The 23213-nt window shown below is 57.5% G+C and carries 20 protein-coding genes; 14 read left to right on the forward strand and 6 right to left on the reverse strand.

All coding sequences use genetic code 11. The features are described from left to right. Positions 1 to 89 precede the first annotated feature (89 nt). A complete protein-coding gene (gene hrcA, locus ACR0IU_RS16615; RefSeq protein ID WP_480717030.1) occupies positions 90 to 1154 on the forward strand; it encodes a heat-inducible transcriptional repressor HrcA in 1065 nt (354 codons plus the stop codon). A 10-nt stretch (positions 1155 to 1164) separates the two neighbouring features. Next, positions 1165 to 1728 carry a nucleotide exchange factor GrpE gene (locus ACR0IU_RS16620; RefSeq protein WP_010442968.1) on the forward strand — a complete coding sequence of 188 codons (564 nt, stop codon included), beginning with the start codon at positions 1165 to 1167 and terminating at the stop codon, positions 1726 to 1728. A gap of 58 nt (positions 1729 to 1786) precedes the next feature. On the opposite strand, the gene mutS is transcribed toward ACR0IU_RS16620, so the two are convergent. Continuing rightward, complete coding sequence (gene mutS, locus ACR0IU_RS16625; RefSeq protein ID WP_480717079.1) at positions 1787 to 4402, reverse strand: DNA mismatch repair protein MutS; 2616 nt, start codon at positions 4400 to 4402, stop codon at positions 1787 to 1789. A gap of 160 nt (positions 4403 to 4562) precedes the next feature. Here mutS and ACR0IU_RS16630 point away from each other — a divergent pair, with 160 nt between their 5' ends. Beyond that, positions 4563 to 6818 carry an NADP-dependent malic enzyme gene (locus ACR0IU_RS16630; protein WP_480717031.1) on the forward strand — a complete coding sequence of 752 codons (2256 nt, stop codon included), beginning with the start codon at positions 4563 to 4565 and terminating at the stop codon, positions 6816 to 6818. A 3-nt stretch (positions 6819 to 6821) separates the two neighbouring features. Beyond that, a complete protein-coding gene (locus tag ACR0IU_RS16635) occupies positions 6822 to 7694 on the forward strand; it encodes a ribokinase (protein ID WP_480717032.1) in 873 nt (290 codons plus the stop codon). Here the strand turns inward: ACR0IU_RS16635 and msrA are convergent. The 3 genes from msrA to ACR0IU_RS16650 all read right to left on the reverse strand — a co-directional run bounded on the left by msrA (position 7691) and on the right by ACR0IU_RS16650 (position 10097). After that, positions 7691 to 8362 carry a peptide-methionine (S)-S-oxide reductase MsrA gene (gene msrA / locus ACR0IU_RS16640; protein WP_480717033.1) on the reverse strand — a complete coding sequence of 224 codons (672 nt, stop codon included), beginning with the start codon at positions 8360 to 8362 and terminating at the stop codon, positions 7691 to 7693. The genes ACR0IU_RS16635 and msrA overlap by 4 nt on opposite strands. Positions 8363 to 8453: 91 nt before the next feature. Next, the gene (locus ACR0IU_RS16645) at positions 8454 to 8735 is read right to left on the reverse strand and encodes an SCP2 sterol-binding domain-containing protein (protein WP_480717080.1); all 282 of its coding nucleotides are present in this window, start codon (positions 8733 to 8735) and stop codon (positions 8454 to 8456) included. 135 nt (positions 8736 to 8870) lie between these two features. Next, positions 8871 to 10097, reverse strand: a complete 1227-nt coding sequence (locus ACR0IU_RS16650) for an argininosuccinate synthase (RefSeq protein WP_480717034.1) — start codon at positions 10095 to 10097, stop codon at positions 8871 to 8873. 140 nt (positions 10098 to 10237) lie between these two features. On the opposite strand from ACR0IU_RS16650, the gene ACR0IU_RS16655 reads away from it, so the two are divergent. Both ACR0IU_RS16655 and ilvA read left to right on the forward strand, forming a co-directional pair. Further along, positions 10238 to 11005, forward strand: coding sequence for a hypothetical protein (locus ACR0IU_RS16655; RefSeq protein ID WP_480456974.1), 768 nt, complete (start codon positions 10238 to 10240; stop codon positions 11003 to 11005). A gap of 57 nt (positions 11006 to 11062) precedes the next feature. Continuing rightward, positions 11063 to 12289 carry a threonine ammonia-lyase IlvA gene (gene ilvA / locus ACR0IU_RS16660; protein ID WP_480717035.1) on the forward strand — a complete coding sequence of 409 codons (1227 nt, stop codon included), beginning with the start codon at positions 11063 to 11065 and terminating at the stop codon, positions 12287 to 12289. On the opposite strand, the gene ACR0IU_RS16665 is transcribed toward ilvA, so the two are convergent. Further along, positions 12286 to 12636 carry an Hpt domain-containing protein gene (locus tag ACR0IU_RS16665; RefSeq protein ID WP_480717036.1) on the reverse strand — a complete coding sequence of 117 codons (351 nt, stop codon included), beginning with the start codon at positions 12634 to 12636 and terminating at the stop codon, positions 12286 to 12288. The two genes, ilvA and ACR0IU_RS16665, sit on opposite strands and share 4 nt — an antisense overlap. 121 nt (positions 12637 to 12757) lie before the next feature. On the opposite strand from ACR0IU_RS16665, the gene ACR0IU_RS16670 reads away from it, so the two are divergent. Further along, the gene (locus ACR0IU_RS16670) at positions 12758 to 14032 is read left to right on the forward strand and encodes a PP2C family protein-serine/threonine phosphatase (protein ID WP_480717081.1); all 1275 of its coding nucleotides are present in this window, start codon (positions 12758 to 12760) and stop codon (positions 14030 to 14032) included. On the opposite strand, the gene ACR0IU_RS16675 is transcribed toward ACR0IU_RS16670, so the two are convergent. Further along, complete coding sequence (locus tag ACR0IU_RS16675; RefSeq protein ID WP_480717037.1) at positions 14029 to 14472, reverse strand: NUDIX hydrolase; 444 nt, start codon at positions 14470 to 14472, stop codon at positions 14029 to 14031. The two genes, ACR0IU_RS16670 and ACR0IU_RS16675, sit on opposite strands and share 4 nt — an antisense overlap. Before the next feature lie 76 nt (positions 14473 to 14548). On the opposite strand from ACR0IU_RS16675, the gene hslO reads away from it, so the two are divergent. From hslO to ACR0IU_RS16710, 7 genes are all read left to right on the forward strand, one after another. Continuing rightward, on the forward strand, positions 14549 to 15535 hold the full coding sequence (hslO, locus tag ACR0IU_RS16680; RefSeq protein WP_170591104.1) for an Hsp33 family molecular chaperone HslO: 987 nt from the start codon (positions 14549 to 14551) through the stop codon (positions 15533 to 15535). Next, entirely contained in the window at positions 15525 to 16124 is a 600-nt protein-coding gene (locus tag ACR0IU_RS16685; protein ID WP_480717038.1) for a CoA pyrophosphatase, read from the forward strand. Before hslO ends, ACR0IU_RS16685 begins: the two co-directional genes overlap by 11 nt. Further along, a complete protein-coding gene (locus tag ACR0IU_RS16690; protein WP_480717039.1) occupies positions 16121 to 17275 on the forward strand; it encodes a CCA tRNA nucleotidyltransferase in 1155 nt (384 codons plus the stop codon). The genes ACR0IU_RS16685 and ACR0IU_RS16690 overlap by 4 nt, the downstream gene beginning before the upstream one ends. A 194-nt stretch (positions 17276 to 17469) precedes the next feature. Next, entirely contained in the window at positions 17470 to 19308 is a 1839-nt protein-coding gene (locus ACR0IU_RS16695) for an ABC transporter ATP-binding protein (protein WP_480717040.1), read from the forward strand. After that, positions 19305 to 21137, forward strand: a complete 1833-nt coding sequence (locus tag ACR0IU_RS16700) for an ABC transporter ATP-binding protein (RefSeq protein WP_480717041.1) — start codon at positions 19305 to 19307, stop codon at positions 21135 to 21137. The genes ACR0IU_RS16695 and ACR0IU_RS16700 overlap by 4 nt, the downstream gene beginning before the upstream one ends. Positions 21138 to 21176: 39 nt before the next feature. Then, positions 21177 to 22400, forward strand: coding sequence for a class I SAM-dependent RNA methyltransferase (locus ACR0IU_RS16705; protein ID WP_480717042.1), 1224 nt, complete (start codon positions 21177 to 21179; stop codon positions 22398 to 22400). Positions 22401 to 22422: 22 nt separating this feature from the next. Beyond that, positions 22423 to 23208, forward strand: a complete 786-nt coding sequence (locus tag ACR0IU_RS16710) for an ion transporter (protein ID WP_480717043.1) — start codon at positions 22423 to 22425, stop codon at positions 23206 to 23208. Positions 23209 to 23213 lie beyond the last annotated feature (5 nt).

Raw genomic sequence — 23213 nt, forward strand, 5'->3', positions numbered from 1 at the left:
TGGGGATACCGCTCTGCAGCGTTACGATGCAACCCCGATTGACCTTTCTTGTGCCTGCTATTTAATGACGATCCAGCAGAGGATTGCCGATGAGCGAAGCGAGCAAAATTCTGAGCGAGATGAACGACCGGTCACGTGAGGTGTTCCGGCTGATCGTCGAAAGCTATCTGGACAGCGGTGAGCCGGTCGGCAGCCGCACTCTGACACGCACGCTTTCGGAAAAAGTCAGCGCGGCGACCGTGCGTAACGTGATGCAGGATTTGGAATTCCTGGGCCTGCTGGACAGCCCGCATGTCAGTGCTGGTCGGATTCCGACGCAGCGGGGGCTGCGGATGTTCGTCGACGGATTGCTTGAAATGGGCGATCTGGGCGCGGATGATCGGCAGAAGCTGGACGAAACATTAGGCTCTAACGCAGGCGATGTTGGCGGAATGTTAGATCGTGTGGGATCGGCATTGTCACACGTGACACAAGGCGCTTCGCTGGTTCTGACACCCAAACATGAGGCTGAGATCAAACATATCGAGTTCGTCTCGCTTGGTCATGATCGCGCTTTGGTGGTTCTGGTGTTCTCTGACGGGCAGGTGGAAAACCGGCTGTTTACGCCTCCACCCGGTCAGACACCAAGCTCGATGCGTGAGGCTGCGAATTTCCTGAATGCGCTGATCGAAGGACGTACGCTTAGCGAAGTGCGTCGCCAGATGCTGTCGCAGATAGATGCGCGGAGGCAGGAAATCGATATTTTGGCGCGTGAGATGGTCGAAAGCGGCATTGCTGCATGGGACGGGGATGGCAGCGACTCGGCTCGATTGATCGTACGCGGACGCGCGAATCTTCTGAACGAACCGGGTCAGGCCGAGGAGTTGGATCGAATCCGCACCCTGTTTGATGACCTTGAGCGCAAACGTGACATCGCTGAATTCCTTGAATTGACCGAGGAAGGTGAGGGTGTGCGCATTTTTATTGGCTCTGAGAACAAACTTTTCTCACTTTCGGGTTCCTCTTTGGTGGTGTCTCCATATATGAACGCTGATCGTAAGATAATCGGTGCGGTTGGGGTCATCGGGCCCACACGTCTGAATTACGGACGGATCGTGCCGATCGTGGATTATACGGCGCAACTGGTTGGGAAGTTGATTTCCGACCGGAGCTAGAGGGTAAGAGATGGCAGAGCCCAAGAACGAAGATTTTCTGGACGACATCATGTCCGCAGAAGCAGAAGAGCTGGCCGAGGAATTTGCTGAGATCAGCGATGAAGCTCTGGAGTTGGATGAATTGCGCGCAGAGCGCGACGACTACAAAGACAAATTCATGCGTGCGCTTGCCGACGCTGAAAACGCCCGTAAGCGTGGTGATAAGGCACGTCGGGATGCCGAGCAGTACGGTGGATCCAAGCTGGCGCGTGACATGTTGCCGGTCTATGACAACATGAAGCGGGCGCTCGAGGCCGCAACCGATGAGCAAAAAGAGCTTGCTGCCGGCTTGTTGGAAGGCGTCGAACTCACCATGCGTGCGCTGAAGGACGTGTTCCAGAAGCACGGTATCGAAGTAATTACACCTGAGGTGGGCGACCGGTTTGATCCGAACGTTCATGAAGCGATGTTTGAGGCACCGGTTCCTGGCACCAAAGCAGGCGACATCATTCAGGTTTCTGCAGAAGGTTTCATGCTACACGACCGTCTGTTGCGCCCGGCGCAGGTAGGTGTTTCGTCTATGCCTGCGGGCTGATTGGCTTCAAAGAAGCCAAGCCTTCGGCGAGAGTATTTTTGAAAAGATGAAGGGGGGGTCAGGATTTGGCCGCCTCTTTTAGTTTGTATATCAGGTCAAGGGCTTCTCGCGGGGTCAATTCGTCCGGCAGGATTTCGTCGAGCATATCCGTAACGGGTGTTGCCTTGGGGGCGGGAGGTGGCGGCGGTGGAGCGGCTGAAAACAAGGGCAGATCGTCGATCAAGGCTTTTTGCTTGCCTCCTTCGCGCTCAGTTTTTTCCAACTGGTCCAGAACAACACGCGCGCGTTCGACAACTGAGGCGGGCAGGCCAGCAAGTTGAGCAACCTGGACACCATAGGATCGGTCGGCGGCACCTTTATGGACCTCGTGCAGGAAGATCACCTCTCCCTCCCATTCCTTGACGGCTACTGTGGCGTTGTCTACGCCCTCCAGACTTCCTGCTAGAGCCGTCAATTCATGGTAATGCGTTGCAAAGAGAGCGCGGCATTGATTGGCGGCGTGCAGGTGTTCCAGCGTGGCCCAGGCGATCGAAAGCCCGTCATAGGTGGCAGTGCCACGGCCGATTTCATCAAGAATGACCAGCGCGCGGTCGTCGGCCTGGTTGAGGATGGCTGCGGTTTCAACCATTTCGACCATGAAAGTTGATCGACCGCGCGCAAGATCATCTGAGGCCCCGACGCGGCTGAAGAGTTGGCTGACCACTCCGATATGCGCTTGCTCAGCAGGGACATAACTGCCCATCTGAGCAAGCAAGGCAATCAGCGCGTTCTGCCTCAAGAAGGTCGACTTACCGGCCATGTTCGGCCCGGTCAGCAACCAGATGGCGGCGCCATCTACAGCGCAAAGATCGCAGTCATTCGCAATGAAAGCATCGCCGCCTTGCTGGCGCAACGCGTGTTCAACAACCGGATGACGTCCACCGTCCACCTCAAAGCTGCGCGAGCTGTCGACCTGCGGACGACACCAGCTTTCCCCACGCGCTAGATCAGCCAAAGAAGTGGTCAAATCCAGTTCTGCCAGACCTCGAGCCGCCTGGTTCAGTCGGGCGGCACGGTCCAGAATTTCGTCAGAAAGCCTTTGATAGAGCCGCTTTTCAATCTCCAACGCCAGATTTCCTGCATTCAGGATACGGGTTTCGATCTCGGACAGTTCCACGGTTGTGAATCGCACCTGATTGGCGGTGGTCTGGCGGTGGATATAAGTCTCAGAGAATGGCAGGCTCAGCATCTTCTCGGCATGGGTTGCGGTGGTTTCAATGAAATAGCCCAGCACGTTGTTGTGCTTGATCTTCAACGAGGTGATGCCAGTGTGTTCCGCATATTTCTGCTGAAACCCGGCAATAACAGAACGGCCTTCGTCGCGCAGCGTCCGGGCCTCGTCCAGCTCGGCATCAAAACCCGGAGCGATAAATCCACCGTCGCGCACCAGGAGGGGTGGTTCAGCAATCAATGCCTCATCGAGTAGGTTCAGTAGGTCATCGAAACCTACGAGGTTCTGCAGAGCAGTTGCCAGCAGGATTGGCAGATCCTGGCCCTCGCAAATTCCGGAAATCGCAGCAGCCTGAGTCAACCCGTTACGAAGGGCAGCCAGGTCACGGGGACCACCGCGTTCCAGTGACAGACGAGAAAGGGCGCGGTCCAGATCTGGTGTTTTACGTAGGGCTTCGCGTAGTTCTGAAGCAATTAGACTGTCTTCGGCTGCGAAACTCACGGCGTCCAGCCGGGAATAAATGACGTCCAGATTGCGCGAAGGACTGGATAGGCGCTGTTCCAGCAATCGCGCGCCACCTGGTGTAACTGTACGATCAACCACCGAAAGCAAAGAGCCCGCGCGACCACCGGACAAGGATCGGGTCAGTTCAAGATTACGACGTGTGGCCGCATCTATTTGCACTACCCGGTCCTCGGACTCTTTCAGTGGAGTTTGCAGAAGGGGTAGTTTTCCTTTCTGCGTGATCTCCAAATAGTCGATCAGCGCGCCCATAGCCGAAATCTCGGCGCGCCCAAAATTCCCGAATGCATCCAGCGCGCCGACGTGAAACAAGCCGCAGATGCGCTTTTCAGCAGCAGTGCTGTCAAAACTGGCACGTCCCACCGGGGTTAACGAAATGCCCAGATCGCGCACCGGTTCCTGCAACATCTGTTCCGTCCCGTCGGCCACGATTAACTCGGACGGGGCAAGCCGCGCCAATTCGGGGCTGAGGCGTACGGAGGTCAATGGCATTACATGAAACGCACCCGTGGAAATATCAGCCCACGCCAGCGCGGCCTCATCCCGTACCTGGGAATAGGCGGCCAGAAAGTTGTGGCGGCGAGCTTCCAGAAGGGCGTCTTCGGTCAGTGTTCCCGGAGTTACCAAGCGCACAACATCGCGCTTTACAACCGATTTAGAGCCTCTTTTCTTCGCCTCCGCCGGGCTTTCCATCTGCTCACATACCGCAACACGAAAGCCCTTGCGGATCAAGGTCAGCAGATACCCTTCGGCAGAATGCACGGGCACGCCACACATCGGAATATCGGTTCCGTTATGCTTTCCGCGCTTGGTTAACGCGATGTCCAGCGCTTCGGCCGCGTTGACGGCATCTTCAAAGAACATCTCATAGAAGTCGCCCATGCGATAAAACAACAGGGCGTCTGGATGAGCCTCTTTGATCTCAAGGTATTGCGCCATCATCGGCGTGACTGTGGACAAAGGCGGCCCCCATATGGCGTGTTCCGGCGCGACCTTACAAATCCCGCATCTTCTGTAAAAGCCGAAAACTCATTCCCGTTGAGGCGCGGCTCTGCCTGCGCTATGAGGCAAAAGCCCTTAAGTCATGGAAACGACCTGTAAGATGCCCAAAGCGAAGATCACCAAAGAAGAGGCGTTGGCCTTTCACCTCGACCCGACCCCCGGCAAGTGGGAGGTGCAGGCCACTGTTCCCATGACCACGCAGCGCGATCTGTCGCTGGCCTACAGCCCTGGCGTTGCGGTGCCATGTGAAGCCATCGCTGAAGCGCCCGAGACCGCCTATGATTATACAAACAAGGGTAATTTGGTTGCTGTGATCTCGAATGGCACCGCCGTTCTGGGCCTTGGGAATCTTGGCGCGCTGGGCTCAAAACCGGTGATGGAGGGGAAATCGGTCCTGTTCAAGCGGTTCGCCGATGTGAACTCGATCGATATCGAGCTGGATACCGAAGACCCGGATGAGTTCTGCCGTGCGGTGCGTCTGATGGGTCCGACATTTGGCGGGATAAATCTGGAAGACATCAAGGCGCCCGAGTGTTTCATCATCGAACAGCGCCTGAAGGAAGAAATGGATATCCCAGTCTTCCACGATGACCAGCACGGAACAGCGGTGATCTGTGCTGCGGGCTTGCTGAACGCACTGCACATCTCAGGCAAAAAGATTGAAGATGTGAAAATTGTACTGAACGGGGCGGGTGCTGCTGGGATCGCCTGTATCGAACTGCTTAAGGCAATGGGCGCGCGGCATGAGAACTGCATTGTCTGCGATACCAAGGGCGTGATCTATCAGGGCCGGACCGAGGGCATGAACCAGTGGAAATCAGCCCACGCGATCTCGACCGATCTGCGCACTCTGGAAGATGCTATGAAGGGTGCGGATGTGTTCCTTGGCGTGTCGGTCAAAGGGGCTGTGACGCAGGATATGGTGGCCAGCATGGCCGACAATCCGGTCATCTTTGCGATGGCGAACCCCGATCCCGAAATCACACCGGAAGAGGCGCACGAGGTCCGCGTTGATGCGATCGTCGCGACGGGCCGTAGCGATTATCCGAACCAGGTGAATAACGTTCTGGGCTTCCCGTATCTCTTCAGGGGCGCGCTGGATATCCACGCGCGCGCCATCAATGACGAAATGAAAATCGCTTGTGCCCATGCGCTGGCCCGACTGGCGCGTGAAGATGTTCCGGATGAGGTCGCTATGGCCTATGGCAAATCGCTGACCTTCGGGCGCGACTATATCATCCCAACGCCGTTTGATCCGCGCCTGATTCACCGTATCCCGCCTGCGGTTGCGAAGGCCGGTATGGATACCGGCGCAGCCCGTCGTCCGATCATCGATATGGATGCCTATGAGCTGAGCCTGAAATCCCGCATGGACCCGACGGCCAGCATTCTGCGTGGCCTGAACGCGCGTGCGCGTCAGGCGCAAAGCCGGATGATCTTTGCCGAGGGCGACGATCCGCGCGTCTTGCGTGCTGCGGTCATGTATCAGCGTTCTGGCTTCGGCAAGGCGCTGGTCGTGGGCCGGCCAGACGACGTGAAGGAAAAGCTTGAAGCCGCAGGTCTTGGGGATGCGGTGCGTGAGATTGATGTGGTGAACGCCGCCAATACCACGCATCTGGAGACCTATAAGAATTTTCTGTATCAGCGCCTGCAGCGTAAGGGCTTTGATCACAAAGATATTCACCGCCTCGCGGCACGGGATCGGCATGTGTTTTCGTCTCTAATGCTGGCGCATGGTCATGCGGATGGTCTGGTGACCGGGGCAACGCGCAAGTCGGCGCATGTTCTGGACCGCATCAACCATGTGTTTGACGCCGATGCCGCCCATGGCGCGGCGGGGGTTACCGCCTTGCTGCACAAGGGGCGGATCGTCCTGATTGGCGACACGTTGGTGCATGAGTGGCCGGATGAGAATGATCTGGCCAATATCGCCGAACGCGCTGCTGCGGTGGCGCGCCATATGGGGCTTGAGCCCCGGGCGGCCTTTGTCAGTTTCTCGACCTTCGGTTACCCGGTGTCTGAACGTGCTGAGAAGATGCACCGTGCTCCGGTAGTGCTGGACGAGCGCGGCGTCGATTTCGAGTACGAAGGGGAGATGACGGTTGATGTGGCCCTGAATGTGGATCAGCAGGAAGCTTACCCGTTCCAACGCCTGACCGGACCAGCCAATATCCTGATTGTTCCCGCACGACACTCGGCTTCGATCTCGACCAAGCTGATGCAGGAAATGGGTGGAGCCACCGTAATCGGTCCGATCCTGTCCGGCGTTGATAAGCCGATCCAGATCTGTTCGACGGTTTCGACCGCGAATGACATTCTGAACATGGCCATTCTGGCCTCCTGCGATATTGGGTAAATCATGACGATATGGAACCTAGGCTCTATCAACGCGGATATGGTCTATGCCCTGCCGCATTTGCCCGCAGCGGGTGAGACACTGGCGGCCAGCGGGTTGCAAAGGTTTCTGGGCGGCAAGGGCGCCAACATGTCGGTGGCTGCGGCCCGTGCAGGGTCACGGGTTTCGCATATCGGCGCGGTCGGGTCAGATGGCCTTTGGGCGCGGGACAGGCTGACCGAATATGGCGTGGACACGCGGCATATTGCTGAGGTGGATGTACCCACGGGTCACGCGATCATCGCGGTGGACGCGCAGGGCGAAAACCTGATTGTGCTGTTTCAGGGTGCCAACCATGCTATTTCGAATGACCAACTAGGACAGGCGTTGTCCTCGGCCGTTTCGGGTGACCTGCTGGTAATGCAGAACGAAACCAATGCTCAAATTGAGGCCGCCAAACTGGGTTGCGAACTGGGGCTGACCGTGTGCTATGCGGCCGCTCCATTTCAAGCCGAGGCGGTACAGGCGGTTCTGCCGTATCTGGACTTTTTGATCCTCAACGAAGTCGAAGCTGAGCAATTGCAGGATGCAACGGGCCTGGCCCCGTCAGACCTGCAGGTCGAGCATGTTATCGTCACCTTTGGCTCAAAAGGTGCGCGGTATTATCAGCGGGGTCATAAACCACAAGCGTTTCGGGCGCATAAGGTCAACGCCGTGGATACCACGGGTGCTGGTGACACTTTTACCGGCTATGTGCTGGCGGGCATGGATCGGGGCATGCCAATGGAGCAGGCAATTGCACAAGCAAACCGTGCCGCGGCCCTGATGGTCACGCGGCACGGAACAGCTGATGTTATTCCTGACCTGAAAGAAGTGCACGAGGCGCAGTTCGATTAAGATCCGGCAAAGGGCGCTTCGCTTCCCCACAATTGCTTGACGCGCGCATCGCGACCGCAGGCTTTGCGATAAGCTTTGTACGCGTTTTTCTGGCGCTTGGGACCAAACCGGGTCAGGACCAGCTTGTCGCCCTTGTAGTAATCCTGATGGTAGGCTTCCGCCGGATAAAACGTTCCGGCCTGCAGGATCGGTGTGACCACCGTTTGACCCAACGCGTTTTGCGCGCTGGTCTTGGCCTGCTGCGCCAACGCCTTTTCCCCTGTGTTAGAGACGAAAATGGCGGTACGATAGCTCTCACCTCGATCACAGAATTGGCCGCCCGCATCGGTTGGATCGACCGAACGGAAGAACATGTTCAGCAAGGTTTCACGGGAAACGCGCGCGGGATCGAAGGTGATCTGCACCGCCTCGTAATGCCCGCTTCCGCCTTTTGAGACCTGATCATAGGTTGGGTTCTCGGTCGCACCGCCCGTATAACCCGAAACTGCACCTATTACCCCGGGCACTGATTCGAAATCGGATTCGACACACCAAAAACAGCCCCCGGCTACCGTCAGCGTTTCTGTCCCCGCCGCCGGGGCTGGCAAGGCGCGCAGCATTGCGACCAACAGGATCAGCACAAACAGAAGCGAAGGTTTCAGGCAATCAAGGTAAGTGGTCCGGGTCATGGCAGGTCTCCTTCCGAAACCAAGCTGCCCGCTGGATCGCGCTTGCGCAATGCGCTGACATGATTTGTCACGCGCTGGTGAGACGAGTTTATCAGCCCATCAATTGCCCCAGTTTCATCGCCACACTCATATTGCCCGAGATCTTCAGCTTGCCCAGCGCAAACCCGGTCATCGGGTTCAGCTTACCGGTCAGCAGTTTGGTCAGGTTTTCGGGCGAGATACGGATGGTGCAATCGGTCTCGCGATCTTTGGTTGAGGCAGTGTTGTCGGCCAGAACAATCACGCCATCCTCGCCGCAATCGAATTTCAGTGATCCGTCAAAGCCCTTGCCATTCAGACCTTTCTGAATTCCGTCGGCGATGTCTTGCAGCATGATCCGTCCTTCTTTGGCTGACGTGTGCGTAAAGAAAAACACCTGATCCGCGCAAGCCTGACCTGACGGGAACCGCGCAAAGAAAAACCCCGGCGCCTTATCGGACACCGGGGCCGTTTTTCGGATTCTGATTGCTTACTTGTTCAGTCGTTTATCACGCGCCGCCAAGAGTTTCAGGCGCAGTGCGTTCAGCTGGATGAAACCTGCTGCGTCTTTCTGATCGTATGCGCCGGCGTCTTCCTCAAAGGTCACGTGTGCTTCGGAATAGAGCGAGTGATCCGACCAGCGGCCCACGGTCGAGGCCAAACCTTTGTACAGCTTTACGCGCACAGTGCCGGTGACATGTTCTTGCGACTTGTCGATGGCGGCCTGCAGCATCTCACGCTCAGGGCTGTACCAGAAGCCGTTATAGATCAGCTCGGCATATTGCGGCATCAGCTGGTCCTTCAGGTGCATCGCGCCCCTGTCCATGGTGATGGATTCGATGCCACGATGCGCTTCCAGCAATATCGTGCCGCCCGGTGTTTCGTAGATACCGCGCGATTTCATACCCACGAAGCGGCCTTCGACCAGGTCGAGACGGCCAATGCCGTGCTTGCCGCCATATTCGTTCAGCTTGGTCAGGATGGTTGCGGGGCTCATCGCCTCACCATTGATGCTGACCGCGTCACCTTTTTCAAAGCCGATCTCGATAAACTCGGACTCATTCGGTGCGTCTTCGGGGTGGACGGTGCGCTGGTAGACATAGTCGGGTGCCATGTCGGCGGGGTCTTCCAGAACCTTGCCTTCAGACGAGGTGTGCAGCAGGTTGGCGTCGACCGAGAAGGGTGCCTCACCGCGTTTGTCCTTGGCAATCGGAATTTGGTTCGCTTCGGCAAATTCCAGCAGACGGGTGCGGCTGGTCAGGTCCCACTCGCGCCATGGAGCAATAACCTTGATGTCGGGGTTCAGCGCGTAAGCCGCCAGTTCGAACCGCACCTGATCGTTGCCCTTGCCGGTCGCGCCATGGGCGACGGCATCAGCACCGGTCGCCTCAGCAATCTCAACCAGACGTTTCGAGATCAGAGGTCGCGCGATGGACGTACCCAGCAGGTATAAACCTTCATAAACCGCGTTGGCGCGGAACATGGGGAAGACGAAGTCGCGCACGAACTCTTCTCGGATGTCCTCGATATAGATGTTCTCGGGCTTGATCCCCAGCAGCTCGGCCTTTTTGCGGGCAGGCTCAAGCTCCTCGCCCTGACCCAGATCGGCGGTAAAGGTCACGACCTCACAGCCATACTCGGTCTGCAGCCATTTCAGAATGATCGAGGTATCAAGGCCACCGGAATAGGCCAGAACAACTTTCTTGGGCGCGGACATCTGACTTCCCTTTATGCGTAGAACGACTGGCCCCTAGCGGGTTTTGGACGCGGGGGCAAGCTGTGTGGATTGACGCAGGGCGGGAATTGAGGTGAAACGGTCCGTTAGAGAACAAGGAATAGTTGAGAGGGCGGTTTTTTATGCTGGGATTAGAGATATTCGTGCATTCGGTGAGAATGGTTCTTAGGAATCTGACACAGGCATTGCAGATTTCTGTGGTACCAGCGTTGATTGGCGGCTTCTTAGCCATTGGCTTGTTCTTTCTGTTCGGCATCCCGTTTGAAGAATTTAACAGTGAAACCACTGGCTTCCCTGACGGTGTAACGGCGGCATCCTTCACCGGATTTCTGCTTTGCTTTATGGCCGTTATCTTTGGGGTCATGCTTTGGATTGTCGTGTCGTGGCACCGCTTTGTTCTTCTTGAGGAATATCCAAGCGGTTTGGTTCCGCCTTTCAGGTTCGACCGTGTGCTCGCCTATTTCGGGCGTCTCCTGATGCTCGGCCTAATCGCTATTATCATCATGATACCGGGGACGTTGATCATGAGTATGATGGCGCAAGCCTCTGCAGTGCTGGGAATTCTGGTTTGGCTGGGTTTGATTATCTTTCTCACCATCGGATTCTATCGGGCCTCCCCGATTTTGCCCGCCGCAGCGATCGGAAAACCCCTAAAGCTGTCTGAGGCTTGGCAGGCGACCTCTGGCGCAAGCGGAGCAATCGCACTTCTGGTCGTCTTGTCCATCCTCTTCCAATTGTTGCTTCAGCTACTAGCGTCACTGCTGCTGTTCGTCCCGATCATCGGTATCTTCATTGTCTTGTTTGCGAGCATGCTGATCGTCCCATTGATCAATGTTAGCATCCTGACGACGATCTATGGTGTGTTCATCGAGAAACGCGAGTTGTCCTGAGCCCGTACACATATGTATTCCTTGCCCTTTCAGCGGTGATCGGGCAGGGAAATCGACATGACCAATTTCATGACCCGTGCCCGTGCTGCCGAACAGGCGATGCGCTCTGTTTTTCCAGCAACGCCTCTACAGCGGAATGCCCATCTGTCCGACCGTTATGGCGCGGATATCTGGCTCAAGCGCGAAGACCTCAGCCCGGTGCGGTCCTACAAGATCCGCGGCGCATTCAATGCGATGCGCAAGCAGCAGGGGCAGGAGCTATTCGTTTGTGCCAGCGCAGGCAATCACGCGCAGGGCGTGGCCTATATGTGCAAGCATCTGGGCGTGAAGGGCGTGATCTTCATGCCGGTGACAACGCCGCAGCAGAAGATACAGAAAACCCGTATCTTTGGTGGTGACAATATCGAGATACATCTGACCGGTGACTATTTCGACGATACTCTGTCCGCCGCTCAATCCTGGTGTGCAGAGCAGGGTGGGCATTTCTTGTCTCCGTTCGACGATGCTGATGTGATCGAGGGACAGGCCTCTCTGGCGGTAGAGATCGAAGCGCAATTGAGCGGCGTGCCTGATCACGTGATCCTGCCTGTTGGCGGTGGCGGAATGTCTTCGGGGGTCGCGACGTGGTTTGGGGGCCGGACGCATTGTTTATTTGTGGAGCCAAAAGGCGGTGCGTGCTTGCATGCGGCAATGGCAGCGGGTCATCCGGTGGCGTTGGACCACGTGGACAATTTTGTCGACGGCGCGGCGGTCGGAAAAATTGGTGCGAAACCCTTTGAGCTGCTGAAGGATCGTCACCTGTCAGATGTTTTGGTCCTGTCCGAGGATCGGATTTGTACCACCATGATCGAGATGCTGAATGTCGAAGGCATCGTTTTGGAGCCAGCTGGTGCCTTGGCGATTGAGGCGGTTGCCGATGTCCAGAGCTTTATCCGTGGCAAGACAGTGGTCTGCGTGACTTCTGGAGGTAATTTTGATTTCGAGCGCCTGCCTGAAGTGAAAGAGCGCGCGCAGCGCTATTCAGGCGTGAAGAAATACTTCATCCTACGACTACCGCAGCGCCCAGGTGCGTTAAAAGAGTTCTTGGGTATCCTTGGCCCAGAGGACGATATTGCACGATTTGAATACATGAAAAAATCGGCGCGCAACTTTGGTTCTGTTCTGATCGGAATAGAGACCCGCAAACCCGAGAACTTTATGCGTCTGTTCGCGCATCTGGATGACGCAGGGTTCACGTATACAGATATCACCGAGGACGAGACCCTGGCGCAGTTTGTAATTTAGAGCAGGTTTTCGGCGAGACCCGCCTGAAACAAGGCTTTCGATGCGTCATAAGCCGCACAGATTTCACCCAGATCGACTGCAGCGCCGTCGCCCGCAGCGGCCAGGCGCTCGCCGTCCTGACATAGCTTCGAGAAGCTGTCGAACCCAAGACTTAACGCGCTGCCTTTCAGGAAATGCAGGTTCTGCTCGATCTCAATCCGGGCCGTATCATCGCGCAGCTTCTTGATGACCTCCTGAACCTCGTCCAGAAAGATATCGACAACCTCATCGAACTCTTCTGCGCCGACCTCATCACGTAACTGTCTGACTCTGGACCACTGAATCATGCCACCCTCTTGCGGTTGCATATTGGTATCCTGCTGCGGGTAAATGTGGAGTTAAACTTTGGCTGCTCGATCTTTCATCGGATGTTAAGCTGACGCCTTTAGCGTTGCGATAACTGGAGAGTTGAGCAAATACAGGGACTTCATGGTGCCGGATGCCAGTCATGTTGAGACCCGGGTCGAGCTGGATTTTGGCGCGATCCGTAAGGTTCTTGTTGTAGACGATAGCCGACTGCAGCGGCGCATTCTGGTGGCCTCGCTGAAGAAGTGGGGGTTCGAAGTTCTTGAGGCCGATAGCGGCGAGGCTGCGATTGAGCATTGCGCAATCGATACACCCGATCTGGTTCTCAGCGACTGGGTCATGCCGGGTATGGGCGGGCTAGAGTTCTGCAGCGCGTTCCGAAACCTGGATAGCGAGCAATATAGCTATTTCATACTTCTGACCTCAAAAAGCGAAAAGCAGGAGGTCGCGCGGGGGCTGGATGCCGGGGCGGATGATTTCCTGATCAAACCGCTCGAGGCGGATGAGCTGCGGGCACGCATCTCGGCGGGCGCACGCATTCTCGACATGCAACGGGAATTGTCGCGAAAAAACCAACTGATCGAAACGGCGTTGAATGAACTCAAGCTTGCGCACGACGCGATCGACAAAGATCTGATGCAGGCGCGAAAGATTCAGGAATCGCTGGTGCCAGAGTTGAAGGGAACCTTCGGTAAATCTCAGGTTAGTCTGCTTTTGAAACCCTGTGGGCATATCGGCGGCGATCTTGTTGGAATGTTCTCACCCGGTGTTAATCGGCTGGGGTTCTATAGTATCGATGTCTCAGGCCATGGCATCACTTCCGCGATGATGACGGCTCGTCTGGGCGGGTATCTGTCGAGTACGCATTTCGACCAGAACATCGCGATGGAACGTCGGTTCAGCAAATTCTACGCCTTGCTACCGCCCGAAAAGGTCGCGTCTCTGCTCAACTCCCGTCTGATCGCCGACACCGGGATCGAAGAGTATTTTACAATGGTTTATGCCATTGTTGATCTTCGCAACGGACATCTGAAAATGGTGCAGGCAGGTCACCCGCATCCGCTGCTGATGCGCCATGATGGCAAAACTGAGTTTTTGGGCGAAGGTGGGTTGCCAATTGGTCTGCTGCCGGAAGCACAGTTTCAGCAAACCGAAACCTATATGCAGCCGGGCGACAAGCTGCTGTTGTACTCGGACGGGTTTACAGAATGTCAGCTCGCCGATCGCAGTTTGCTGGACGAAGACGGTCTTAGGTCAATGGCTGTCGAGTGCGCTGAAGATAACGGAGGGCCGGAATTCCTCGAGGATATGTTCTGGCGACTCAGTCAGGTGATGTCGCCAGACAGCGGCGTGACCGATGACGTCTCTGCCGTGTTTTTTGAGTATTACGGACCTTAAAGCCCATGCTGGTGGCGTTGGGCGAAATGGGCGTCGCCCTCGTTGCCCAACAGATGCACGGCATCTGCGGTCTCCATCCAAATGGCCTCGTGAATGTCTTCGGTCGGAGGGCCCAGGCGTCGGACTGGCTGGGCGCGGTAGATCAGACAGACCTTCTCGGCCCACAGGTCGTATTCCGGCATGTAGGTGTATCGACGAAACGCACCCACACGCCGTGGCGCGGCGATCAGCCAACCGGTTTCTTCGTAAACCTCACGGTGAAGCGCCGTAATGGGTGATTCCCCCGGATCGATGCCGCCGCCCGGCAGCTGAAGATCGGGGCCGGGTTCCAGCTGACAAGTCAGCAACAAGCGGTTGCCCTGAGGCAGCAGAGCATAAACGCCGACGCGCCGGGTGTATTTACGACCTGCCTCGGGGCTTTCACCGAACCGTCTGATCATGTAAGGCCCCTTTCAACCAAAACTGTTCAACCTATATGGTGGCGGTATGCCAACCTGTGGCGCTTAAGGAAACCCCATGTCTATTGGAACCAAAATCGCGTGGGACGACACGGTCCTGCCCTTTCAACTCGATATACCCGACATGCGCGGCCGCGTGGCCCGGCTGGACGGCGTCCTGGGCGGCATCCTGAAACAGCACGCCTACCCCGAAGTGGTCGAGGCGCTGGTGGCCGAGATGGCCCTGCTGACCGCATTGATCGGGCAGACGGTATCGCTGCGCTGGAAGTTGTCCTTGCAGGTGCAGTCCAAGGGCGCCGTGCGGATGATCGCGACCGATTACTACGCGCCGCAGGTCGAAGGTGAGCCCGCGCAAATCCGTGCCTATGCCAGCTTTGACCGCGACCGGCTGACTGACGCCGCGCCGTTCGATCAGGTGGGTGAGGGCTATTTCGCCATCATGATCGATCAGGGCGAAGGCACGCAGCCTTACCAAGGCATCACGCCATTGGCCGGAGGATCGCTCAGCGCCTGTGCCGAGGCTTACTTTGCCCAGTCCGAACAGCTGCCGACCCGGTTTTCGCTGAGCTTCGGCAAATCGACCGAGCCCGGCGTCGGCGAACACTGGCGCGCGGGCGGGATCATGTTGCAGCACATGCCCAAGGCCTCGCCCTTTGCCGCATCCGGGGAAGGCAGCGGAGAGATTCTGACCGCCTCGGATCTGGTGGATGGTGAAGAGGGCGAGAATTGGGATCGCGTTAACATCCTGCTCGACACCGTGGATGATCTGGAGATGATCGGGCCTTCAGTTGCGCCAACCGACCTTCTGGTGCGTCTGTTTCACGAGGAACAGCCTCGCGTCTATGATGCGCAGCAGGTAAAATTCGGCTGCACCTGTTCCGAAGATCGCGTGCGCCAAAGCCTGTCCATCTATTCGGCGCAGGATATTGCGACAATGACCACGGACGAAGGCACCGTCACAGCAGATTGTCAATTCTGCGGTGCGCATTACGTGCTGGACCCAACGACCGTCGGGTTCGAAGCCGAAGGCCCGGATGGCGCGTGATCTGATCACAGGCCTGACGGCGGCGCTTGGCCGCGATGGCGCGGGCTCCAGTGACTTTGATCTGAACCCGGAAACCGTGCTGCCTGCGGGGCGCAAATTGCGCCCTGCGGGTGTGTTAGTGCCTGTTTCCATATTCGGCGATGCACCGCAGTTGATCCTGACCAAGCGTTCTTCGGCCTTGAAACACCACCCGGGCCAGATTGCCTTTCCGGGTGGAAAGCAGGATGAAGGTGACGCGGATGTCACCGCCACCGCCCTACGTGAAGCGCGGGAAGAAATCGGCCTTCCACCCGAATTGCCGCGCATTTTGGGCCATCTGCCGACCCATGAAACCGTGACGTCCTTTTCGGTCACGCCCGTTGTTGCGATCCTTGAAACCTGCTTCAAGACCGTCGCCGAACCCGGTGAAGTTGATGAGGTCTTCTCGGTTCCGCTTGCGCATGTCCTGAACCCGGAGAATTATGTCGTCGAGTCGCGCCGTTGGCGTGGTCAAAGACGTTATTACTATGCCGTGCCCTATGGCCCCTATTACATCTGGGGTGCGACGGCGAGGATGCTGCGGGGACTGGCAGCGCGGATGAGTGAATGAAGCGGATCACGGAAGACTGGTTAACCGAACAAGCTACGCAAGATGTGTGCGCCGCACTGACTAACGGCGGGGTTCAGGCGCTTTTCGTCGGTGGTTGTGTGCGCAATGCTCTGCTGCAGGCTCCGGTCTCGGATATTGACGTTGCCACAGATGCAAGGCCGGAACGGGTTGTGGAACTGGCGCAGAAAGCTGGGTTGAAGCCGATCCCGACGGGGATCGAACACGGAACGGTAACCGTCGTCAGCAAGGGAATTCCGCATGAGGTCACGACGTTCCGCCGTGATGTCGAAACGGATGGCCGACGTGCGGTTGTGGCCTTTTCCGACAAGGTCGAAGAAGACGCCGCGCGTCGTGATTTCACCATGAACGCGCTTTACGCCAAACCCGACGGCACGATCCTTGATCCGCTGAACGGTTTGCCGGATCTACAGGCGCGTCGCGTGCGGTTCATCGGGGAGGCCAGTGATCGCATCCGCGAAGACTACCTGCGATCGCTCAGATACTTCCGCTTTCACGCTTGGTATGGTGATGCAGACCAGGGCTTCGACCCCGATGCGCTGGATGCGATTTCCACGAATCTTGGCGGGTTAGAGACACTTTCGCGTGAAAGGGTCGGGGCCGAGATGCTGAAACTTCTCGCTGCGCCCGATCCCGCGCCGTCGGTTGCCGCCATGCGCAGCACCGGTGTTCTGACGCAGCTTTTGCCCGGCGCGGACGACCGGGCGCTGGCAATTCTGATCCAGCTGGAACAAGACGCGTTAGCCGCGCCCGAAGCGATTCGTCGGTTGGCCGCGATCGCGCCGCCTGAAGTGGCCAAAACCCTGCGCCTCAGCCGGACGCAATTGCAGCGCCTGACCCGGATTCGCGACGAAGCGATGGCGACGACCAGCGTGGCGGAACTGGGTTATCGCTATGGCTCGGAAGGCGGTTTGCACGAAACGCTTTTACGCCACGCATTTCTTGAACAACCTTGGTCAGAAGACCTGAGCCAAGCATTGCAACATGGGGCCGCAGCCAGTTTCCCGATTAAGGCGTCGGATTTGATCCCAGCCTTCTCGGGTCCCGCGCTGGGCAAAAAACTGGCCGAGCTTGAGGCGCGGTGGATCGCGTCGGATTTTACGCTCAGCCGCGAAGAATTGCTGGCGGAATAAAATGAAGTCTCAAAAGGGGATGACAAACCCGATTTGATTTGGCAGGTTGCGCCTGACTCATATGGAGGGAGGAATGCGAATGTATTACGGGATCTGGTTCGGCTAAAGCCCGGAACACTTTGACCCGTAGGGGTGGTGTTCTGGCGCCATCTTTCTTCGCATGACCTATTTTTTGCTCAATCGGAGCACTCTCTATGTTTCGCTACTTCGAAAACCTCATTGACCCTTTTGTCGCCTATGAACAGGTAGATACCCCACCTACGCGGCTGTGGCCTTTCATGTTGGGCTATTCGCAGCCTTTCAAACGCGTTTTCGTGCTGGCCGCACTGATGTCCGTGATGGTTGCTGCGGTCGAGGTCGGACTGATCTTTTATATGGGCCGCGTTGTGGATCTGCTGGGAAGTTCACCCGCTGAATTTTGGCAGGCGCATGGGACAGAGCTGATCGTGGTCGCCGCGCTGATTCTATTCATTCGTCCCATTCTGCAGCTGGTTGACGTCTTGTTGCTCAACAACACGATCCTGCCGAACTTTGGCACGCTGATCCGTTGGCGGGCGCACAAACATGTTCTGCGACAATCGGTGGGTTGGTTCGAGAATGACTTTGCCGGCCGCATCGCCAACCGGGTTGTTCAGACCCCGCCCGCTGCGGGCGAGGTTGTGTTTCAGGTCTTTGACGCGATCTCTTTCTCGATTGCCTACATGATCGGCGCGGCCATTCTGCTGATGGCGGCTGATCCGCGCCTGTTGCTTCCGCTGCTGATTTGGCTGGTGTTCTATGGGGCCTTGGTGCGGTGGACCGTCAAGCGGGTCGGACCCGCGTCGCAAGCCGCGTCCGATGCGCGTTCGACCGTAACAGGGCGCGTGGTGGACAGCTATACCAACATTCACTCCATCAAGATGTTTGCCCATGACATGCAGGAACAGGATTATGCGCGCGAGGCGATTGCAGAAACCCGCCGCACATTCCAGATCGAGATGCGGATTTTCACCATCATGGATGCCGCACTGGTTGCGTTGAACGGTGTGCTGATCGTGGGAGTCGTCGGTTGGGCGATCCTGCTTTGGGCGCAAGGTAGCGCTACGGTTGGTGTGGTGGCCGCCGCCACTGCGTTGACGCTGCGGCTGAATGCCATGACCGGATGGATCATGTGGGCGTTGACCAGCTTCTTCCGGGAACTGGGCATCGTTGCCGAAGGGATGCAGACCATTGCACAGCCCATCGACTTGTTGGATGAGCCTGATGCGAAATCCTTGCGGCTGGGCAATGGCCAGATCGAAATCCGCGACCTGTCGCATCATTATGGGCGCGAAACTGGTGGTTTAGATCACGTCAATCTGACCATCCGGCCAGGCGAAAAGATTGGCCTGATCGGGCGGTCGGGGGCCGGAAAATCGACTCTAGTAAAGCTACTTCTGCGGTTTTACGACGTCGAGAAAGGCGCGATCCTGATCGATGGTCAAGACATCTCGAAGGTTACGCAGGACAGCCTGCGCAGCCATATCGGGATGGTCCAGCAAGACAGCGCTCTGTTGCACCGCTCTGTTCGTGCCAACATCCTGTATGGCCGACCTGATGCAACCGAAGAGCAGATGGTGGCCGCTGCCAAACAGGCCGAAGCGCATGAGTTCATCCTCGATCTGCAAGACCCGGAGGGCCGCACTGGCTATGATGCGCATGTGGGCGAGCGGGGCGTGAAACTGTCGGGCGGTCAGCGGCAGCGTGTAACGCTGGCGCGGGTGATCCTGAAAGACGCGCCGATTTTGCTATTGGACGAGGCGACATCTGCCCTAGATTCCGAAGTCGAAGCCTCGATACAGGAAACACTCTACGGCATGATGCAAGGCAAGACCGTGATCGCCATCGCGCACCGGCTCAGCACGATTGCTCAGATGGATCGCATTCTGGTGATGGATGGCGGCCGCATCGTCGAACAGGGCGGTCATTCCGACCTGCTAGCGCAAGGAGGGCTTTACGCCCAGTTCTGGGCGCGGCAATCTGGGGGCTTCCTGAACCCGGAGGCCGCTGAATGAAGATTGCCGACCTCATCCAACCGTTCAAAGACTTCGAAACGCCCCCGCCGCAAACACTGGGGGCGTTCATTCGCTGGAGCCTGTCCGGCGCCTGGCCGATGCTATTCGTCGCCGCTGCGTTCTCGGCAATCGCGGGCGCGATGGAAGCGGGCACTGCGTGGGTCCTGGGGCGCGTTATCGATCTGATTTCCGCCAGCGGGCCCGACGCGTTTCTGACCGGCGGCAATCTTGCGATCATTTTGGGCGCTGTCGCATTCTTCATGCTGCTGCGTCCCGCGCTGTTTGGGCTGTCATCAATCGCGAACAACTACATCGTCATGCCCAACATCACGCCGCTGGTATTGGCCAAGCTGAACCGGTGGACGCTGGGTCAATCGGTGACCTATTTCGACGATGATTTCGCCGGGCGGATTGCCCAAAAACAGATGCAAACCTCAAATGCAATGACGCAGGTGGTGTCCGAAACCATCAGCGCGATTGTGTTCGCCTTGGCCTCGCTTGCGGGGTCATTGCTTTTGTTAGGGTCTATTCATCCGCTTGTGATGGTCCCGTTCGCCGCTTGGTTGGTTATCTACTTCCTGCTGGTGCGCTGGTATCTTCCACGCATTCGTGTGCGCTCTGCCGCGCGTGCTGGAGCACGGGCGATGGTGTCGGGCCAGGTCGTTGATACGATCACAAATATCAAGACGGTCAAACTGTTCGCTCATTCGGAATTCGAAGACCACGCCGCACGCAACTCCATGGTCGACCTGCGAGAACGGTCGCTAGAATTCGGCAAGTTGTCGGCCAGCTTCCGGTTCATCCTGATGACGCTAGCCGGGGTTCTGCCAGTCCTGCTGATCGGTGCGACGCTGTGGCTTTGGCGGGTGGGCGGCGCGACTGCCGGGGATATCGTAGCGGCTGGCGCCGTGGCGATCCGTATCTCACAAATGACCGGCTGGGTCAGTTTCACGTTGATGGGCCTATACGCCAATGTTGGCGAGATCGAGAACGGGATGCATACCCTGACCAAGCGCGACCGGGTCGAAGATGCCCTGAATGCGACTCCGCTTGTGGTTACGGAAGGTGAGATCGCCTTTGAGCATGTCAGTTTTGCCTATGGCCGAGATGTGGGTGGCGTATCGGACCTGCATCTCACGGCGAAACCGGGTGAGAAGCTGGGCATTGTTGGGGCCTCAGGTGCGGGGAAATCCACTTTGGTTTCACTGCTACTTAGGCTCTATGACGGGGAAAATGGCGTCATTTCAATTGACGGGCAGGATGTTTCTCAGGTGACACAGGACAGTCTGCGCCAACAGATCGGGATGGTCACGCAGGAAACTGCGATGTTCAACCGCTCGGCGCGCGAGAACATCCTCTATGGTCGTCCTGACGCGTCCGAGGCTGAAATGATTGAGGCCGCGACTAAGGCCGAGGCGCATGAATTCATCCTGGAACTTGAGGATGCGCAGGGGCGTAAGGGCTATGATGCGCATCTCGGTGAGCGGGGTGTGAAACTCAGTGGCGGACAACGGCAGAGGATTGCTTTGGCTCGTGCCATCCTGAAAGACGCTCCAATATTGGTTCTGGACGAGGCGACCTCGGCGCTGGATTCCGAGGTCGAGGCCTCGATTCAGGCCGCGCTGCACCGGGTGATGCAGGGTAAAACGGTTCTGGCGATCGCGCACCGTCTCTCCACGCTCAGCGAGATGGACCGGATCATTGTTCTGGATCATGGGCATATCGTCGAAAGCGGTACACATGAGGCACTGTTGGAACGTGGCGGGCTTTATGCCCGGTTCTGGCACCGTCAGTCGGGTGGATTCATTCAGGCGGAAGCGGCAGAATAAGGGGTTTTGTTGGTCGCAAACCCCCGGTATCAGGCCCCCATGACGCAGCACTACACCATTAACCGCCTCGGACATCAGGGCGACGGGATCGCCGATGGTCCAATCTATGCGCCACGCACCCTGCCGGATGAGGTGGTCAGCGGCACGCTGCTGGGGCAGTTCCTGAGTGACATCCGTGTAGAAACGCCTTCGGATCAGCGGGTCAAAGCACCCTGCCGTCACTACAAAGCCTGTGGTGGCTGCCAGCTGCAGCACGCGGCTGATGAGTTTGTCGCCGACTGGAAGGTCGACGTGGTGCGCAACGCGCTGGCCGCGCAGGGGCTCGATGCCCCGATGCGGCCCATTCACACCTCGCCCGAGCGATCGCGCCGTCGGGCCACCATCGCCGTGCGGCGCACCAAGAAGGGTACGCTGGCCGGGTTCCACGGACGCGCTTCGGACACGATCACCGAAATCCCGGATTGTCACCTGCTGCATCCCACCTTGATCGACGCCATTCCGGTGGCCGAAGCGCTGGCCATGTTGGGTGGCAGCCGCAAAGGTGTGTTGGCCGTAACGCTGACCCTGTCCGAAGTCGGTCTGGATGTGGCGGTCAAAGGAGGCAAACCGCTGGATGGACCATTGGAACTGGCGCTCGCGCAAGCAACCGAGATCCACGGTCTTGCCCGGCTCAGTTGGGATGATGAAGTTATCGCCATGCGTGAGCCTCCGAACCAACGCTTTGGAAACGCTGGCGTCACCCCGCCGCCCGGGGCGTTTTTGCAAGCCACCAAGGATGGAGAACAGGCTCTATTACAGGCCGTTTCCGATGCGACGCTGGGGGCCAAGCGGATCGTCGATCTTTTCGCGGGATGCGGAACTTTCTCACTACCGCTGGCACAGACAGCCGAGGTGCATGCGGTCGAGGGCGAGGCCGAAATGACGAAGGCCTTGGATCAGGGATGGCGCAAGGCGCAAGGCCTGAAACAGGTCACGACAGAGGCACGAGACCTGTTTCGCCGCCCGCTCATGCCCGATGAGCTCAAGAAATTCGATGCTGTCGTGCTAGACCCGCCGCGCGCAGGGGCCCAGGCACAGGTGGCCGAGTTAGCGCAGGCCCAGCGTCCAGTGCTCGCATATGTCTCATGCAATCCAGTGACCTTTGCCCGCGATGCAAAAATATTGGTTAACGCCGGATATACCCTTGAATGGGTGCAGGTGGTTGACCAATTTCGATGGTCGTCACACACCGAACTTGCCGCTCGGTTCATTTTGAACAATTAACCCTGAGATAAGGACCACCCGCATGGTGATCGCCCAACGACTGCTGCCCATCATCGAAGCGCCGACTTTCGGGAAGTTCATCACCGGCGTGATTCTGTTCAATGCGGTCCTGTTGGGGATGGAGACATCACCCACGCTGATGGAGGCGGCAGGCACGCTGATCGTGACGCTTGATAAACTGTGCCTCACCATCTTCGTCATCGAAATCGTGGTGAAACTGATCGCGACCGGGCGTCGGTTCTTCACAAGCGGCTGGAACATATTTGACTTTGTGATTGTGGGTGTCGCCCTTGTCCCCAGCGCGGGGGCGCTTTCTGTTCTTCGGGCGCTGCGTATCTTGCGGGTATTGCGCGTCATCTCCGTTGCGCCGCGCCTGCGCCGAGTAGTCGAAGGCTTCATCTCGGCGCTGCCGGGCATGGCCAGCGTGTTCCTGCTGATGGCGATCTTGTTTTATATCGGCGCGGTGATCTCGACCAAACTGTTCTCATACAGCTTTCCGGATTGGTTCGGTGATCTGGGCATGTCTGCCTATACGCTGTTCCAGATCATGACGCTGGAAAGCTGGTCCATGGGGATCGTGCGCCCGGTGATGGAGGTCTATCCCTACGCCTGGCTATTCTTTGTTCCATTCATCATGGTGACCACCTTTGCGGTGGTTAACCTTCTGGTTGGTCTGATCGTGAACTCGATGCAGGATGCCCACCATGCCGAGGATGAGGTCAAAACAGACGCCTATCGTGACGAGGTTCTTGAAAGGCTCGAGTCTATTGAACGCCGCCTGACGGAACAGTCGTACATCAAAAAGTGATTTAA

It is taken from the genome of Ruegeria sp. CL5 (assembly GCF_056536485.1).